Consider the following 16442-nt stretch of genomic DNA (forward strand, 5'->3'; position numbering starts at 1 on the left):
CGACACCGCCACCGGGTCCGCCCGGCCGGCCCGCCGGGCGTTCTCGGGGAGGACCCTCGCGTACGCCGCGCTGGCGGTGGGCCTGGTGGCGGGGGCGACCGGGGCGTTCCTGGCCACGGAGCCCGGGATCGACGTGGACAACCAGGCGTTCGTCGACCCGGCCGTCACCGACGAGGTCCTCACCGCGGCGAGCACGAACGTCCAACGTCTGGTCGCGATCGACCACGAGGCGCTGGACGAGTACCACGACTCACTCGGAGAGTTCCTCACCCCGGAGCTCGTGTCCGAGTTGGACCAGAACTGGCCCGCTCTGCGCGACAGCTACGAGCAGTCGGCCACCGCCGTCGAGGCACAGGTCCGTGAGGCGGGGCTGTCCTACCTCGACGGGGACAAGGCCGAGGTGCTCCTGGTGCAGGACGTCTCGATGACCCGCGACGGCATCGCGGCAGGCAGCACCAGCGGTACGTACCTGGTCGGTCTCGACCGGATCGACGGGGTGTGGAAGCTGTCACGGATCCCCGACCTCCCCTCCTGACGGGCGGTCGGGCGGGTCCGGTCGCGGGGCATCTCCGGGCCGGACCGGACGAGATCCTTGACGAACGGCCGTCGACCCGTCACCCTTTAGGGGCGTCGGGCGATCAGATCGCCCGCAGGTGCGACGTCCCGACCGGGGGCCGATGAGGCGAGAGCCACGAGGGCAACCAGCGCAGGGACGGACGGCGTACCCGCCAGCACACAGCCTCCGGGGGCACCCCCGTCGACGGCTGGACTTCCGCGCCGCCATCCGCTAGATTAGGTCGTTGCGCTGGCTGCTATTTGCACTCTCGTCCGTCCGTGACGGCTCGTCCCCGGTCCCACCGGGTGATCTTCGAGTCCTCGACCGGGTCGGATTCGGGTGGATACCCGTCGGCGGACCGCTCGCAGATACATCTGTGGTCACCGCCCGTGGTGATCACGTGAGGTGCTGGAAGGACCCATCTTGGCAGTCTCCCGCCAGACCAAGTCAGTTTCCACCGTTCCCGGTGCGCCCCGGAGGGTCTCGTTCGCGAAACTCTCCGAGCCGTTGCCGGTCCCGGGACTGCTCGACCTCCAGACGGAGTCGTTCGAGTGGTTCATCGGGTCGGAGGAGTGGCAGCAGAGGGCCGCGTCCCGCGGCGTCACGAACCTCGAGGGAGGCCTGGAGTCGATCCTCAGGGAGATCTCCCCGATCGAGGACTTCTCCGGATCCATGTCGCTCTCGTTCTCCGATTCGTACTTCGAAGAGGTCAAGGCCTCGATGGAGGACTGCCGCGAGAAGGATCGTACGTACGAGGCGCCCCTGTTCGTCACGGCCGAGTTCGAGAACACCGAGACGGGCGAGATCAAGTCGCAGACCGTCTTCATGGGTGACTTCCCGATGATGACGGACAAGGGCACGTTCATCATCAACGGCACCGAGCGCGTCGTCGTCTCGCAGCTCGTCCGCTCGCCCGGCGTCTACTTCGACCGGAGCCGCGACAAGTCGACGGAGCGGGACGTCCACTCCGTGAAGGTCATCCCGTCGCGCGGTGCGTGGCTGGAGTTCGACGTGGACAAGCGCGACACGGTCGGCGTGCGTATCGACCGCAAGCGCCGTCAGTCCGTGACCGTGCTGCTCAAGGCCCTCGGCTGGACCACCACCGAGATCAAGGAGCGCTACGGCTTCTCCGAGATCATGATGTCCACCCTCGAGAAGGACACGGTCGAGGACACGGACCAGGCCCTGCTCGAGATCTACCGCAAGCTGCGTCCGGGCGAGCCGCCGACCCGCGAGTCCGCGGAGGCGCTCCTGGAGAACCTGTTCTTCAAGGAGAAGCGCTACGACCTGGCCCGCGTCGGCCGCTACAAGGTCAACCGCAAGCTCGGTCTGCCGGATCCCGAGGGAGACGACACCACCACGCTCACGCGTGAGGACATCGCCGCCACCATCGAGTACCTCGTGCGCCTCCACGCGGGCGAGACCTCGATGCAGGTCCCGGGGGGCCGCGAGGTCCCGGTCGACGTCGACGACATCGACCACTTCGGAAACCGTCGTCTGCGCACCGTCGGCGAGCTCATCCAGAACCAGGTCCGCGTGGGCCTGTCCCGGATGGAGCGCGTGGTCCGTGAGCGGATGACCACGCAGGACTCCGAGGCGATCACCCCGCAGTCGCTGATCAACATCCGGCCCATCACCGCCGCGCTCAAGGAGTTCTTCGGAACCTCCCAGATGTCGCAGTTCATGGACCAGAACAACCCGCTGTCGGGCCTGACCCACAAGAGGCGCCTGTCCGCCCTGGGCCCCGGCGGTCTGTCGCGTGAGCGCGCCGGCCTCGAGGTGCGCGACGTGCACGCCTCGCACTACGGTCGCATGTGCCCGATCGAGACCCCCGAAGGTCCGAACATCGGTCTGATCGGGTCGCTCTCGGTCTACGCGCGGGTCAACCCGTTCGGCTTCATCGAGACCCCCTACCGCCGGGTCGTCGACGGCGCGGTCACCGACCAGGTCGACTACCTCACCGCCGACGAGGAGGACCGCCACGTCGTGGCGCAGGCCAACTCGGAGATCGACGAGAACGGCAGGTTCGTCGAGGACCGCGTCCTCGTGCGCAAGAAGCACGGTGACGTCGAGGTCGTCGCGGGCACGGATGTCGACTACATGGACGTCTCGCCGCGGCAGATGGTCTCCGTGGCCACCGCCATGATCCCGTTCCTCGAGCACGACGACGCCAACCGTGCCCTGATGGGCGCGAACATGCAGCGTCAGTCGGTCCCGCTCGTGCGGTCCGAGTCGCCGCTCGTCGGCACCGGCATGGAGCTGCGCGCGGCCGTGGACGCGGGCGACGTCGTCGTCAACACCCGTGCGGGCGTGGTGGAGGAGGTCTCGGCCGACTTCATCACCGTCATGGACGACGACGGGGGACGTCAGACCTACCGCCTGGCCAAGTTCGCGCGGTCCAACCAGGGCACGTGCTCCAACCAGAAGCCGATCGTGGACGAGGGGATGCGCGTCGAGGCCGGTCAGGTCCTCGCCGACGGACCCTGCACCGAGAACGGCGAGATGGCGCTCGGCAAGAACCTGCTCGTGGCGATCATGCCGTGGGAGGGTCACAACTACGAGGACGCGATCATCCTCTCGCAGCGACTCGTGGAGGAGGACGTGCTCACGTCCATCCACATCGAGGAGCACGAGATCGACGCCCGCGACACCAAGCTGGGCGCCGAGGAGATCACCCGCGACATCCCCAACGTCTCCGACGAGGTCCTGGCGGACCTGGACGACCGCGGCATCGTGCGCATCGGCGCCGAGGTCCGTGACGGCGACGTGCTGGTCGGCAAGGTCACGCCCAAGGGCGAGACCGAGCTCACCCCCGAGGAGCGCCTGCTGCGCGCGATCTTCGGTGAGAAGGCGCGCGAGGTGCGCGACACCTCGCTCAAGGTGCCTCACGGCGAGTCCGGGAAGGTGATCGGCGTCCGCGTGTTCTCGCGCGACGACGACGACGACCTGCCCCCCGGCGTGAACGAGTTGGTCCGGGTCTACGTGGCGCAGAAGCGCAAGATCCAGGACGGCGACAAGCTCGCCGGTCGCCACGGCAACAAGGGCGTCATCGGCAAGATCCTCCCCGCCGAGGACATGCCGTTCATGCCCGACGGCACACCCGTGGACATCATCCTCAACACGCACGGCGTCCCGCGTCGTATGAACATCGGTCAGATCATGGAGACCCACCTCGGCTGGCTGGCCAAGGCGGGCTGGGAGGTGCCCCGCGAGGCGGACGGTTCCCTCCCCGAGTGGGCGTCCAAGCTGCCGGAGGAGATCCACAGCGTCGAGGCCGGCACCAACACGGCCACGCCCGTCTTCGACGGCGCGGCGGACACGGAGATCACCGGCCTGCTCGGCTGCACCCTCCCGAACCGCGACGGGGAGCGGATGGTGGAGGCCGACGGCAAGGCGACCCTGATCGACGGTCGGTCGGGTGAGCCCTTCCCGTACCCGGTGTCCGTGGGGTACATGTACATCCTCAAGCTGCACCACCTGGTGGACGACAAGATCCACGCCCGCTCCACGGGTCCGTACTCGATGATCACCCAGCAGCCGCTCGGCGGTAAGGCCCAGTTCGGTGGCCAGCGCTTCGGTGAGATGGAGTGCTGGGCGATGCAGGCCTACGGTGCCGCGTACACCCTCCAGGAGCTGCTCACGATCAAGTCCGACGACGTCGTGGGCCGAGTGAAGGTGTACGAGGCGATCGTCAAGGGGGAGAACATCCCCGAGCCCGGGATCCCGGAGTCGTTCAAGGTCCTGCTCAAGGAGCTGCAGTCGCTGTGCCTCAACGTCGAGGTGCTCTCCAGCGACGGTCAGGCGGTCTCGTTGGGTGAGGGCGCCGAGGACGACGACCTCGACCGCACCGCCGCGAACCTGGGGATCAACCTCTCCCGGGACGAGTCCTCGGCCGCGGACGAGCTGGCGCAGTAGGCGCCTGGGGCGCGCAACCGGCGCCCCGCATCCGACAGAGTCAGTATCACCACGGCGGGCCCCGTACCGGCCCCACCCCGCGAGGGGCCCGCCACCATCCCATACGGGAAAGGACGCCTACGTGCAGGACGTCAACTACTTCGACGAGCTGGTCATCAGCCTGGCGACGGCGGAGAACATCCGCAACTGGTCCTACGGCGAGGTCAAGAAGCCGGAGACCATCAACTACCGCACCCTCAAGCCGGAGAAGGAGGGCCTGTTCTGCGAGAAGATCTTCGGCCCCACCCGGGACTGGGAGTGCTACTGCGGCAAGTACAAGCGCGTGCGCTTCAAGGGCATCATCTGTGAGCGCTGTGGCGTCGAGGTCACCCGCGCCAAGGTGCGTCGTGAGCGGATGGGCCACATCGAGCTGGCCGCGCCCGTCACCCACATCTGGTACTTCAAGGGCGTCCCGTCGCGGCTGGGCTACCTCCTGGACCTCGCGCCCAAGGACCTCGACAAGATCATCTACTTCGCGGCCTACGTCATCACCGGCGTGGACTCCGACCTGCGCCACAACGAGCTCAGCACCCTCGAGGCGCAGATCCTCGAAGAGCGCAAGATCATCGAGGACGAGCGGGACTCCGACATCGAGGCACGCGCCAAGAAGCTCGAGGCCGACCTGGCCGAACTGGAGGCCGAGGGTGCCAAGGCCGACCAGCGCCGCAAGGTCAAGGACGGCGGCGAGAAGGAGATGAAGAAGATCCGCGAGTCGGCCCAGCGTGAGCTGGACCGTCTCGAGGAGATCTGGACCACCTTCACCAAGCTGGAGGTCAACCAGATCATCGTGGACGAGAGCATCTACCGCGAGCTCGAGGACCGCTTCGGCGAGTACTTCGAGGGCGGGATGGGTGCCGAGGCTATCCAGTCGCTGCTGGAGAACTTCGACCTCGAGAGCGAGGCCGAGAGCCTGCGCGACATCATCCGCAACGGCAAGGGCCAGAAGAAGATCCGCGCCCTCAAGCGTCTCAAGGTCGTCTCCGCGTTCCTGCGCTCGGGCAACAACCCGGCCGCGATGGTGCTCGGGGCCGTCCCGGTGATCCCGCCGGAGCTGCGTCCGATGGTCCAGCTCGACGGCGGCCGGTTCGCCACCTCGGACCTCAACGACCTCTACCGCCGCGTGATCAACCGCAACAACCGTCTCAAGCGGCTGATGGATCTCGGTGCCCCCGAGATCATCGTCAACAACGAGAAGCGGATGCTGCAGGAGTCCGTGGACGCGCTGTTCGACAACGGTCGTCGTGGGCGGCCCGTCACGGGGCCGGGCAACCGACCGCTCAAGTCGCTCTCGGACCTCCTCAAGGGCAAGCAGGGCCGGTTCCGCCAGAACCTGCTCGGCAAGCGCGTCGACTACTCGGGTCGTTCCGTCATCGTCGTGGGTCCGCAGCTCCAGTTGCACCAGTGCGGTCTGCCCAAGCTCATGGCTCTCGAGCTGTTCAAGCCGTTCGTCATGAAGCGGCTGGTGGACCTCAACCACGCCCAGAACATCAAGTCCGCCAAGCGGATGGTCGAGCGTCAGCGCGACCAGGTGTGGGATGTGCTCGAAGAGGTCATCGCCGAGCACCCGGTGATGCTCAACCGCGCGCCCACGCTGCACCGCCTCGGCATCCAGGCGTTCGAGCCGCAGCTCGTCGAGGGCAAGGCCATCCAGCTCCACCCGCTCGTGTGTGAGGCGTTCAACGCCGACTTCGACGGTGACCAGATGGCCGTGCACCTGCCGCTGTCGGCGGAGGCGCAGGCCGAGGCCCGCATCCTCATGCTCGCCTCGAACAACATCCTGTCGCCGGCGTCGGGCCGACCGCTCGCCATGCCGCGTCTGGACATGGTGACGGGTCTGTACTACCTGACCCGGCTCGACGAGGGAGCCACGGGCGCCTATGTCCCGGCCACGCAGGACGCCCCGGCGACCGGCGTGTACTCGACCCCGGCGGAGGCCATCATGGCCGTCGACCTGGGGGTGCTGGACATCCACGCGCCGATCCGGGTGCGGATGACGCACCAGCGGCCCCCCGCCGAGATCGAGGCCGAGCTGTTCCCCGAGGGGTGGAGCCAGGGCCAGGAGTGGATGGCCGAGACCACGCTGGGTCGCGTGATGTTCAACGAGCTGCTCCCGGCGGACTACCCGTTCGTCAACGAGCAGATGCCGAAGAAGCGACAGGCCGTGATCATCAACGACCTCGCCGAGCGGTACCCGATGATCGTCGTCGCGCAGACGGTGGACAAGCTCAAGGACACCGGTTTCTACTGGGCCACCCGCTCGGGCGTCACCATCGCGATGTCCGACGTCCTGGTCCCGCCGGCCAAGAAGGAGATCCTCGCCTCGTACGACGCCAAGGCGGCCCGCCTCGAGTCGCAGTTCGGCCTGGGCAAGATCACCGACGAGGAGCGCAAGAGCGACCTGGTCAAGCTCTGGCAGGAGGCCACCGACGAGATCGGTCAGGCCATGGAGGCCAACTACCCGGACTCCAACCCCATCCCGACGATCGTCAAGTCGGGCGCGGCGGGCAACATGACCCAGATCCGCTCGCTCGCGGGCATGAAGGGCCTGGTGACGCGTCCGAACGGCGAGTTCATCCCGCAGCCCATCAAGTCCTCGTTCCGCGAGGGTCTGACCGTGCTCGAGTACTTCATGAACACGCACGGTGCGCGCAAGGGTCTGGCCGACACGGCGCTCCGTACGGCCGACTCGGGCTACCTCACGCGGCGTCTCGTCGATGTCTCCCAGGACGTCATCGTCCGCGAGACGGACTGTGGGACGAGCAAGGGCATCGAGACCGTCATCGCCCGACGTGAGGTGGACGCGCACGGGGTCGAGACCGGTGCTCTCTCGCGGGACGAGCACGTCGAGACCTCGACGTTCGCCCGCACCCTCGCGGAGGACGCGGTCGACGCCTCCGGGACGGTCATCGTGGCCGCCGGCACCGACCTCGGCGACCCGACCATCGAGGCGCTCATCGCCGCCGGAGTGGAGAAGGTCAAGGTCCGCTCGGTCCTCACCTGCACCACGGGTACGGGAGTCTGCGCCACCTGCTACGGCCGGTCCATGGCGACCGGTCTGCTGGTCGACATCGGCGAGGCCGTCGGCATCGTCGCCGCCCAGTCCATCGGTGAGCCGGGCACCCAGCTGACCATGCGCACGTTCCACCAGGGTGGCGTCGGTGACGACATCACCGGCGGTCTGCCGCGTGTGCAGGAGCTCTTCGAGGCCCGGGTACCCAAGGGCAAGGCCCCGATCGCCGAGGAGGCGGGCCGCATCCGCCTCGAGGAGGAGGAGCGCTTCTACACCATCACGATCGTGCCGGACAACGGCGCGGACGAGATCGTGTACGAGAAGCTGTCCAAGCGTCAGGGACTCGCGCACATCACCCTCGATGACGGGTCCTCCCGCCCGATCGTCGACGGCGACCACCTCGACCGCGGGCAGCCGCTGCTCGAGGGGCCGGCCGACCCGCACGAGGTTCTGGCCATCCTGGGCCCGAACGGTGTCCAGAAGTTCCTCGTCGACGAGGTGCAGAAGGTCTACCGCGCGCAGGGCGTGTCGATCCACGACAAGCACCTCGAGGTGATCGTCCGCCAGATGATGCGTCGCGTCGCCATCAACGAGTCCAACAGCACCGAGTTCCTGCCCGGTGCCCTGGTCGAGCGCGCCGAGCTCACCGCGGAGAACCGTCGCGTCCTCACCGAGGGCGGCTCGCCGGCCTCGGCGCGACCGGTCCTCATGGGTATCACCAAGGCCTCGCTCGCCACGGACTCGTGGTTGTCGGCGGCCTCCTTCCAGGAGACCACCCGCGTGCTCACGGACGCCGCCATCAACCGGCGTTCGGACAGGCTCGTGGGCCTCAAGGAGAACGTCATCATCGGTAAGCTCATCCCGGCGGGTACCGGCATCAACCGGTACCGGAACTCGACGGTCGAGCCCACCGAGGAGGCCCGCGCGGCGGCCTACTCCATCCCGGATTACGGGGATGGGTTCTACGGTCCCGAGGACGGATTCGGCGACGCCACCGGCGCGTCGGTCCGCCTGGACGACCTGGGGTACTGAGCCGACCCCACCGGCGGCCATTCGCCGGCACGCACCACCACCGGACCCCCGGACGCCCCGAGCGCCCGGGGGTCCGGTGCGTCGGCCCCGGCCGTGTCGTCGCTGGCCGCGAACGTGTTCTAGACTTGCTCGATGTGCCCTGAGCCGCCGCGGTCCTCGCGGCGGACCGGGGCCGGATGACCGGAAGGGGAGCGATAGACCGTGCGCATCGCACTGCTCTCGTACAGGAGCAAGCCACACGGCGGCGGGCAGGGCGTCTACGTCCGGCACCTCAGCCGCGAGTTGGCCGCATTGGGTCACACCGTCGAGGTGTTCTCCGGACAGCCGTACCCCGAGCTCGACCCGGGGCCGACGCTCACCAGGGTGCCGAGCCTGGACCTGTACAACGACGCCGATCCGTTCCGCACGCCGCACCCCCGGGAGATCCGCGACCTGATCGACCTCCTCGAGGTGGTGACGATGTGGACCGCCGGGTTCCCGGAGCCGCGCACGTTCAGTCTCCGTGCGGCCCGTGCCCTCACACCGCGGCTCGCCGACTTCGACGTGGTGCACGACAACCAGTGCCTGGGAAGTGGACTGTTGGCGCTCGAGGAGGCCGGGTTCCCGGTCGTCGCCACGGTGCACCACCCCATCACCCGGGATCGCGACCTCGCCATGAAGGAGGCTCCCTGGCGCAAGAAGATCACCACCTGGCGCTGGTTCGGCTTCCTCGGCATGCAGATCCGCGTGTCCCGGAAGCTCGAGGAGATCATCACCGTCTCCAGCAACTCCGCCGAGGACATCGCGTCCGACTTCGGTGTGGACCCCGACCGGATCGTGACCATCCCACTTGGGGTCGACACCGACCGTTTCCACGATCGACGAGACCGCGAGCCCGGCCGGCTGGTGTGCGTGGCCAGCGCCGATCAGCCGCTCAAGGGTGTGCCGATCCTGCTGCGCGCGCTCGCGAAGGTCCGGCGGGACCATCCGGGGGTGAGGCTGACACTCGTCTCCAAGCTCAAGCGCAAGGGGGAGGCCGCCAGGCTGCTGGACTCGCTGGGGCTCCGCGACGCGGTCGACCTGGTGTCGGGGGTCGACGACGACGAGCTGGCCGAGCTCGTGGGCACGGCGGAGATCTCGGTCGTTCCGAGCATGTACGAGGGCTTCTCGCTGCCCGCGGTCGAGGCCATGTCGAGCGGCTGTGCGTTGATCGCCAGCCGCGCGGGCGCTCTCCCGGAGGTCGTCGGCACCGACGACATCGCCGCCCGGCTCGTCGAGCCCGGCGACGTCGACGGGCTCGCCCGCGAGATCAGCGCGTTGTTGTCCGATCCGATCGAGCGACGACGCCTGTCGCGCGGCGGGCGGCAGCGGGTGATGGAGCGGTACAGCTGGGCCGCCGTGGCACGGCGGACCGTCGAGGTCTACGAGACGGCGATCGCCAGGGTCCGGGGCGAGACGCTCCCGGACCTCACCGCCGGACCGGTCATCGGGCCGGACCAGGCAGAGCTAGACGAGCACGTCACCGACGACGTGTCCGAGGTGCTCCCGGATCCCGGGGAGTACGACATCCGTGAGCAGGAGGACGCCGCATGTTGACCGCAGACTTCGACCGTCTGGGGGTCACCCCCGGCATGCGAGCCATCGACGTGGGGGCCGGCCTCGGACGGCACACCTTCGAGCTGTACCGCCGCGGAGCCGACGTCACGGCCTTCGACCAGAACGCCGACGAGATGCGTCAGGTGACCGAGATGCTCGCCGCGATGGAGGCCGAGGGAGAGGGGCTGCCCACCTCCAAGGGGGAGGCCGTCACCGGTGACGCGCTGGACATGCCCTACGAGGACGGCACCTTCGACCTGGTGCTCATCTCCGAGGTTCTCGAGCACGTCCCGGAGGACACCCGGGCGATCGCCGAGTTGGTGCGGATCCTCAAGCCGGGTGGGGTCGCCGCGGTGACCGTGCCGCGCGAGTGGCCGGAGAAGCTCTGCTGGAAGCTCTCGGACGCCTACCACTCGAACCCGGGCGGACACTGCCGCATCTACACCGCCGAGGAGTTGGGCTACAAGCTGCGCGCCGCGGGCCTGGAGGTCACCGGCACCGGCTTCGCGCACGCGCTGCACGCCCCCTACTGGTGGCTCAAGTGCGCGGTGGGCACGGAGAACGACGACCACCCGCTGCCCAAGGCCTACCACAAGCTCCTGGTGTGGGACCTGATGAAGGGGCCCTGGCTCACCCGGACCGCCGAGAAGGTCCTGAACCCGGTGATGGGCAAATCCATCGTGTTCTACCTCCGCAAGCCCGCGGAGGCCTGATCGTCAGTGCTCACCTCCGACACCGCAGTAGACCGGTCCCGTCCCGTCCCCAGCGTCCCGGGGGTGCTCGACGCCGACGCGGCGCGGGCCACCGGCGAGTGGATCGCCTCCGTGCAGCGTCCGAACGGGGAGATCCCGTGGTTCACCGGCGGGCACACCGACCCGTGGGACCACGTGGAGTCCGCCATGGGGCTGTCCGTGGCCGGGCAGTGGGAGGCCGCCGAGAGGGCCTACGGCTTCCTCCGGGACACCCAGCGCGGCGACGGCTCGTGGCCGGTGCGGTGGCAGGACGGGGTCGTCGTCGACGCGGACACGGACTCCAACTTCTGCGCCTACGTCGCTGTCGGTGTATGGCACCACCACCTGGTCACGGCCCGGCAGGGATTCCTGGAGTCGATGTGGCCGACGGTGCGCAGGGCACTGGACCTGGTGCTGACCTTCCAGGGCCCGGAGGGGCAGATGTGGTGGGGCGCCGGGGACGAGGGCTTCTGCGAGGAGGCCCTCATCACAGGGTCCTCGAGTGTCCACCACGCCCTGCGGTGTGGCGTCGCGATCGCCGAGGAACTCGGTGAGACGGCCCCGGACTGGGACGCCGCCGCCGACTCCCTCGGGCACGCCCTGCGGGCGCACCCCGAACTGTTCACCCCCAAGGCCGAGTTCTCCATGGACTGGTACTACCCGGTGCTCGGCGGGGTGATGGTGGGTGAGCAGGCGCAGCAGCGGTTGGATGCCCACTGGGACCGGTTCGTCGTCGACGGGCTGGGCATCCGGTGCGTGGACCACCGTCCGTGGGTCACCGGCGCCGAGACGTGCGAGCTCGTGCTCGCGCTCGAGGCGGCGGGCCGGCACGACCAGGCCCTCGAGCAGTTCACCAACATGCAGCACCTGCGGGACTCAGACGGCTCCTACTGGACCGGGCTGGTGTTCGCGGACGGCAAGCGCTGGCCCGTGGAGCTGAGCACGTGGACGGGGGCGGTGGTGCTGCTCGCGGCGGACGCGCTGTCGCGCACCACGCCGGGCAATGAGATCTTCCGCTACGTCTCCGACCACACCATGCAGCGGTTGCAGAGCGCCCCGGGCGATCCGGCCGACTGCGCCCCGGGCGAGGAGTGCCCGCCGATCCCGGCCGCGGTGCGCTAGTCTGACGGAAACCGCCGCTGGACACCTGTCTGGTCAGGTGTCGGTCGGCGATCCCGACGGCACGAGGAGCGCCCATGCAATTCGGACTCACCCTGTTCACGAGTGATCGGGGGATCCGGCCGACGGTGGCCGCGGTGGCCGCGGAGAAGGCGGGGTTCTCGGCGTTCTACGTCCCCGAGCACACCCACATCCCGATCCGGCGCGAGGCCGCGCACCCGGGAACCGGCGGGGCCGAGCTGCCCGACGAGCGCTACAGCCGCACGCTGGATCCGTGGGTCACGCTCGCCGCGGTGTCCTCGGTCACCTCGACGATCCGCCTCGGCACCGCCGTCGCGATCCCGGTCGAGAGCGACCCCATCACCCTGGCCAAGACCATCGCCTCGGTCGACCACCTCTCGGGCGGGCGCACGGTGCTCGGGGTGGGGTACGGCTGGAACCTCGACGAAATGGCGGATCACAACGTCCCACCCGCGTTGCGGCGCACCATGCTGCGCGAGTACCTCGAGGCGATGCGCGAGTTGTGGACCCGGGAGGAGGCCGAGTACCACGGCCGGTTCGTGGACTTCGGCCTCAGCTGGGCCTGGCCCAAGACCGTCCAGGAGGGCGGCCCCCGGACGCTCGTCGGTGCGGCGGGAAACGAGAAGAACTTCAAGTGGATCTGCCGCAGTGCCGACGGGTGGATGACCACCCCGATCTCCCAGGACATCGCGGGGAGCGTCCGGCAGCTGCGGGAGCTGTGGGCGCAGGCCGGCCGGGACGGGGAGCCGTACATCGTGGTACTCGACGGCAAGCCGGTCCCCGAGAAGATCGAGATGTACCGCGAGTTGGGCGTGCACGAGCTCGTCTACGGGACCCCGGACAAGTCCGAGGAGGAGGTGCTGGCCTACATCGATCGTCTGGCCGGCAAACTCGGACTCGTCGTCGGCGCCTGACCGAACGGGGCCCGATTCACCGATTCACCGGGTCCCGCGCCCGGGTCCCTCACGGCGGACCCGCCGCGCCGGTACCGTCGGCGGTATGACCTCCGCCTCGGCCTCCGACACCCCCGTCGTCGTCATCACCGGAGCCGGGGGTGGTCTCGGTGCCGCCACGGCCGCGCTCTACGCCGCCCGCGGGTGGCACGTGGTCGCGGCTGATCTCACTCCGCCGGTCGGGGGCGAGGGGCTCACCCCCGTGGCGGTCGACGTCACCGATCCCGTGTCCCTGCGGGCGCTCGCGGACCGCGTCCGCGCCGACCACGGCCGGCTGGACGCGCTGATCACCTTCGCCGGGGTTCTGGGCATCGGACCGCTCGCCGAGACGGACCCCGACAGGGTGCAGCAGGTGCTCGACGTCAACGTGATGGGGACCGTCCGGACGGTGCACGCGATGTTCGACCTGCTCCGCGTCACCGGCGGCCGGGTGGTCCTCATCAGTTCGGAGACCGGGCCGCAACACGGGATGCCGATGAACGGCGCCTACGCCATGAGCAAGCACGCGATCGAGGCCTACGGGGACTCCCTCCGGCGCGAGCTCATGTTCCTCGGCCTCGACGTGGTGCTCGTGCAACCGGGCCCGTTCCGCACGGGCATGACCGCCTCCATCCGGCGCCGCTTCCAGGAGTCGACGCTCCCGGGTTCGCCCTTCGCCGCCATGGCCGCCGTGATAGGGGAGATGGCGGCCGGCGAGGACGACAAGGCCGCCGATCCCCGGCTCCTGGCGGAAGCGGTGTGGACCGCGGGCACGACCGCCCGGCCCCGCCACCGGTACGCCGTGCGATGGGATCTCGGCCGCAGGCTCCTCGACCTCCTCCCCGTCCCGGTCGTGGACAGGGCACTCAGAGCGGCGCTGAGGGGCAGGATCGACGCCGCCAGGCTCGAGATGGGGCGAGAGGCATCCGACGGCCCCAGCGTGGCCGACGCGGAGGTGCGGTCGTGAGCAACCTCGACGCCCATCCGGAGGAGATCGACTGCGAGGCGGGGGGAGCGCCCGGCGGGCCCGAACCGGGCGGTGCCGCGGTGGAGATCATCACCTCCCGTGACGTGCCCCTCGGCGGACCGCGCGCGATGACGGTCAGGCGGACCCTGCCGCAACGTCAGCGCTCTCTGATCGGAGCCTGGTGCTTCGTCGACCACTACGGTCCGGACGACGTGTCGGCCACCGGCGGTATGGACGTGCCCTCCCACCCACACACCGGACTCCAGACCGTCAGCTGGCTGTTCGAGGGCAATGTGACCCACCACGACTCCGGTGACAACCACGCGGTGGTCCGGCCCGGCGAGGTCAACCTCATGACCTCCGGAGCGGGGATCTGCCACACCGAGGTCTCGACCCAGGACACGGGCGTTCTGCACGGCGTGCAGCTGTGGACGGTGCTGCCCGAGAGGGACCGCGAGACCAGCGGCCGGGCGTTCGAGCACCACGTTCCCGAGAGGGTGGAGTACGAGGGCGGATCCGCGCTCGTCTTCATCGGGTCGTTGCTGGGCTCGTCGTCGCCCGTCGCGACCTTCACCCCGCTCCTGGGCGCGGAGCTCCGACTGGACCCCGGCGCCCGGCTCACCTTCGATGTCGACCCGGAGTTCGAACACGGGCTCCTGGTGGACACCGGCGACATCACGCTCGAGGGTGTGACAGTCCACCCCGCGCAACTGGGTTACACGGGGGTCGGCGAGGCCACCCTGACGATCGACAACACCGGATCCACCCCGGCGCGCATGATCCTCATCGGTGGCACCCCGTTCGGCGAGGAGATCGTCATGTGGTGGAACTTCATCGGCCGCAGCCACGACGAGATCGTGCGCTACCGGCAGGAGTGGGAGGACGGGTCGGATCGCTTCGGGCGGGTCGACGGGTATATCGGGCGCAACCCCGACGGGCTCACCCGCCTCCCCGCGCCCACGCTGCCCGGCAGCGTGCTCACGCCGAGGGCGAACCCGGCGGCGCGAGCACGGACCGGGAAGGACGCCTGATCATGGGTGTCCCGCAGCTGGACCGCGCCCAGCGTGAGGTCTACAAGCAGCTCGTCCGCACCGCGGTCGCCTCCCGGGAGGCGTCGACCGGGGCGGGCCTGGAGGAGGCGCTGATCGAGTTGGTCAACGTCAGGGTCTCCCAGCTCAACGGGTGCGCTGCCTGTCTGGCCACGCACGTCCCGGCCGCGCGGAAGGCGGGGGTGTCGCAGGATCGCCTCGACCTGTTGCCGGCCTGGCGGGACATCGACGATTTCGGTGCCCCCGAACGCGCCGCGCTCCGCCTGGCCGAGACCCTCACGCGGTTGGACGGGGTGACCGAGCGCGAGGAGGCCACGGCCGCCGCCGCCGAGCACTTCGACGACGACCAGCTCTCGGCGCTGGAGTGGTCGATCGTCCTGATCAACGCGTTCAACAGGGTGTCGATCGCGAGCGACCACCGGGTGCCGATCGAGGACTGAATCCCGACCTCGACACCCTGTCGCACCCCATCCCCGCCGACCCAGGCCCGGCTCGGGTCGGGGCACGGGGCCGCGAGGAGGACTACCGTGGGCCCCGTGAGCGACAAGCCGGACGTCCAGACCCTCGGCGACCTGCGCGCCGCGGGGTACACCAGCCGCAGCATGCGCGAGGAGATGCGCGAGAACCTCCTCGCCGGACTGGCCGCGGGCCGCGATCCCTGGCCGGGGATGCACGGTTTCGACACGACGGTCATCCCGCAACTCGAGAGGGCGGTCATCGCCGGTCACGACATCGTCCTGCTGGGCGAGCGCGGGCAGGGCAAGACACGCCTGCTGCGCACCCTGGTGGGCCTGCTCGACGAGTGGTCGCCCGTCGTCGCGGGATCCGAGCTGGGGGAGGACCCACTCGCTCCGATCACCTCGGCGACGCGGGAGCGGATCGCCCGCGAGGGGGACTCACTGGCGATCGACTGGCGGCACCGGACCGAGCGCTACGTCGAGAAGCTCTCGACCCCGGACACCTCCGTGGCGGACATGATCGGCGACGTCGACCCGATGCGGGTGGCGGAGGGACGGCGCCTCGGCGACCCGGAGACGATCCACTACGGTCTGGTACCCCGCGCGAACCGCGGGATCGTGGCGCTCAACGAACTCCCCGACCTGGCCGAGCGCATCCAGGTGGCGCTGCTCAACGTCATGGAGGAGCGGGACGTCCAGATCCGCGGGTACGTCCTGCGTCTTCCCCTCGACGTCCTGGTGGTGGCCTCGGCGAACCCGGAGGACTACACCAACCGCGGACGCATCATCACCCCGCTCAAGGATCGGTTCGGCGCCGAGATCCGCACGCACTACCCGCTGGACCTGTCCGACGAGATCGAGGTCGTGCGCCAGGAGGCGGAGCTCACCGCGGAGGTTCCGGACGCCGTGATGGAACTGCTCGCCCGGTTCACGCGCGAACTGCGGACCTCGGAGTCGGTCAACCAGTCCTCCGGCGTGTCCGCGCGCTTCGCGATCGCCGGCGCCGAGACCGTCGCGGCCGCGGCCAGGCGGCGCGCC

Annotated in this window: 11 protein-coding genes; all 11 read left to right on the top strand. The window is 69.4% G+C overall.

Features of this window, described 5'->3' with window-relative positions; translation table 11 throughout:
• Nucleotides 1-535, top strand: a 535-nt coding sequence (locus G6026_RS01545) for a hypothetical protein (RefSeq protein WP_182612048.1), incomplete at its 5' end; no start/stop codon positions are given.
• A 426-nt stretch (nt 536-961) separates the two neighbouring features.
• On the top strand, nt 962-4471 hold the full coding sequence (locus G6026_RS01550) for a DNA-directed RNA polymerase subunit beta (RefSeq protein ID WP_107757099.1): 3510 nt from the start codon (nt 962-964) through the stop codon (nt 4469-4471).
• A gap of 121 nt (nt 4472-4592) precedes the next feature.
• Entirely contained in the window at nt 4593-8552 is a 3960-nt protein-coding gene (locus G6026_RS01555; protein WP_107757098.1) for a DNA-directed RNA polymerase subunit beta', read from the top strand.
• A 201-nt stretch (nt 8553-8753) separates the two neighbouring features.
• Nucleotides 8754-10127, top strand: coding sequence for a glycosyltransferase family 4 protein (locus G6026_RS01560; protein ID WP_107757097.1), 1374 nt, complete (start codon nt 8754-8756; stop codon nt 10125-10127).
• Entirely contained in the window at nt 10121-10840 is a 720-nt protein-coding gene (locus G6026_RS01565) for a class I SAM-dependent methyltransferase (RefSeq protein ID WP_107757096.1), read from the top strand. Before G6026_RS01560 ends, G6026_RS01565 begins: the two co-directional genes overlap by 7 nt.
• Before the next feature lie 63 nt (nt 10841-10903).
• Entirely contained in the window at nt 10904-11980 is a 1077-nt protein-coding gene (locus tag G6026_RS01570; RefSeq protein WP_231750599.1) for a prenyltransferase, read from the top strand.
• A 74-nt stretch (nt 11981-12054) separates the two neighbouring features.
• Entirely contained in the window at nt 12055-12912 is an 858-nt protein-coding gene (locus G6026_RS01575; protein ID WP_107757094.1) for an LLM class F420-dependent oxidoreductase, read from the top strand.
• An 85-nt stretch (nt 12913-12997) separates the two neighbouring features.
• Nucleotides 12998-13897, top strand: coding sequence for an SDR family NAD(P)-dependent oxidoreductase (locus G6026_RS01580; protein ID WP_182612049.1), 900 nt, complete (start codon nt 12998-13000; stop codon nt 13895-13897).
• Nucleotides 13894-14928: a pirin family protein gene (locus G6026_RS01585; protein ID WP_182612050.1), complete on the top strand. Its 1035-nt coding sequence runs from the start codon at nt 13894-13896 to the stop codon at nt 14926-14928. The genes G6026_RS01580 and G6026_RS01585 overlap by 4 nt, the downstream gene beginning before the upstream one ends.
• Nucleotides 14929-14930: 2 nt before the next feature.
• Entirely contained in the window at nt 14931-15386 is a 456-nt protein-coding gene (locus G6026_RS01590) for a carboxymuconolactone decarboxylase family protein (RefSeq protein ID WP_017838150.1), read from the top strand.
• 96 nt (nt 15387-15482) lie between these two features.
• Nucleotides 15483-16442 (top strand): sigma 54-interacting transcriptional regulator (locus G6026_RS01595; protein ID WP_182612051.1); only part of this gene is annotated, 960 nt, incomplete at its 3' end.

The sequence above is a fragment of the Dietzia sp. DQ11-38-2 genome, from assembly GCF_014145055.1.
GTDB lineage: Bacteria > Actinomycetota > Actinomycetes > Mycobacteriales > Mycobacteriaceae > Dietzia.

What these genes read in the sequence shown, in the direction of transcription:
- G6026_RS01565 (WP_107757096.1), top strand. Translation starts at nt 10,121, where the DNA reads ATGTTGACCGCAGACTTCGACCGTCTGGGGGTCACCCCCGGCATGCGA.
- G6026_RS01575 (WP_107757094.1), top strand. Translation starts at nt 12,055, where the DNA reads ATGCAATTCGGACTCACCCTGTTCACGAGTGATCGGGGGATCCGGCCG.
- G6026_RS01580 (WP_182612049.1), top strand. Translation starts at nt 12,998, where the DNA reads ATGACCTCCGCCTCGGCCTCCGACACCCCCGTCGTCGTCATCACCGGA.
- G6026_RS01590 (WP_017838150.1), top strand. Translation starts at nt 14,931, where the DNA reads ATGGGTGTCCCGCAGCTGGACCGCGCCCAGCGTGAGGTCTACAAGCAG.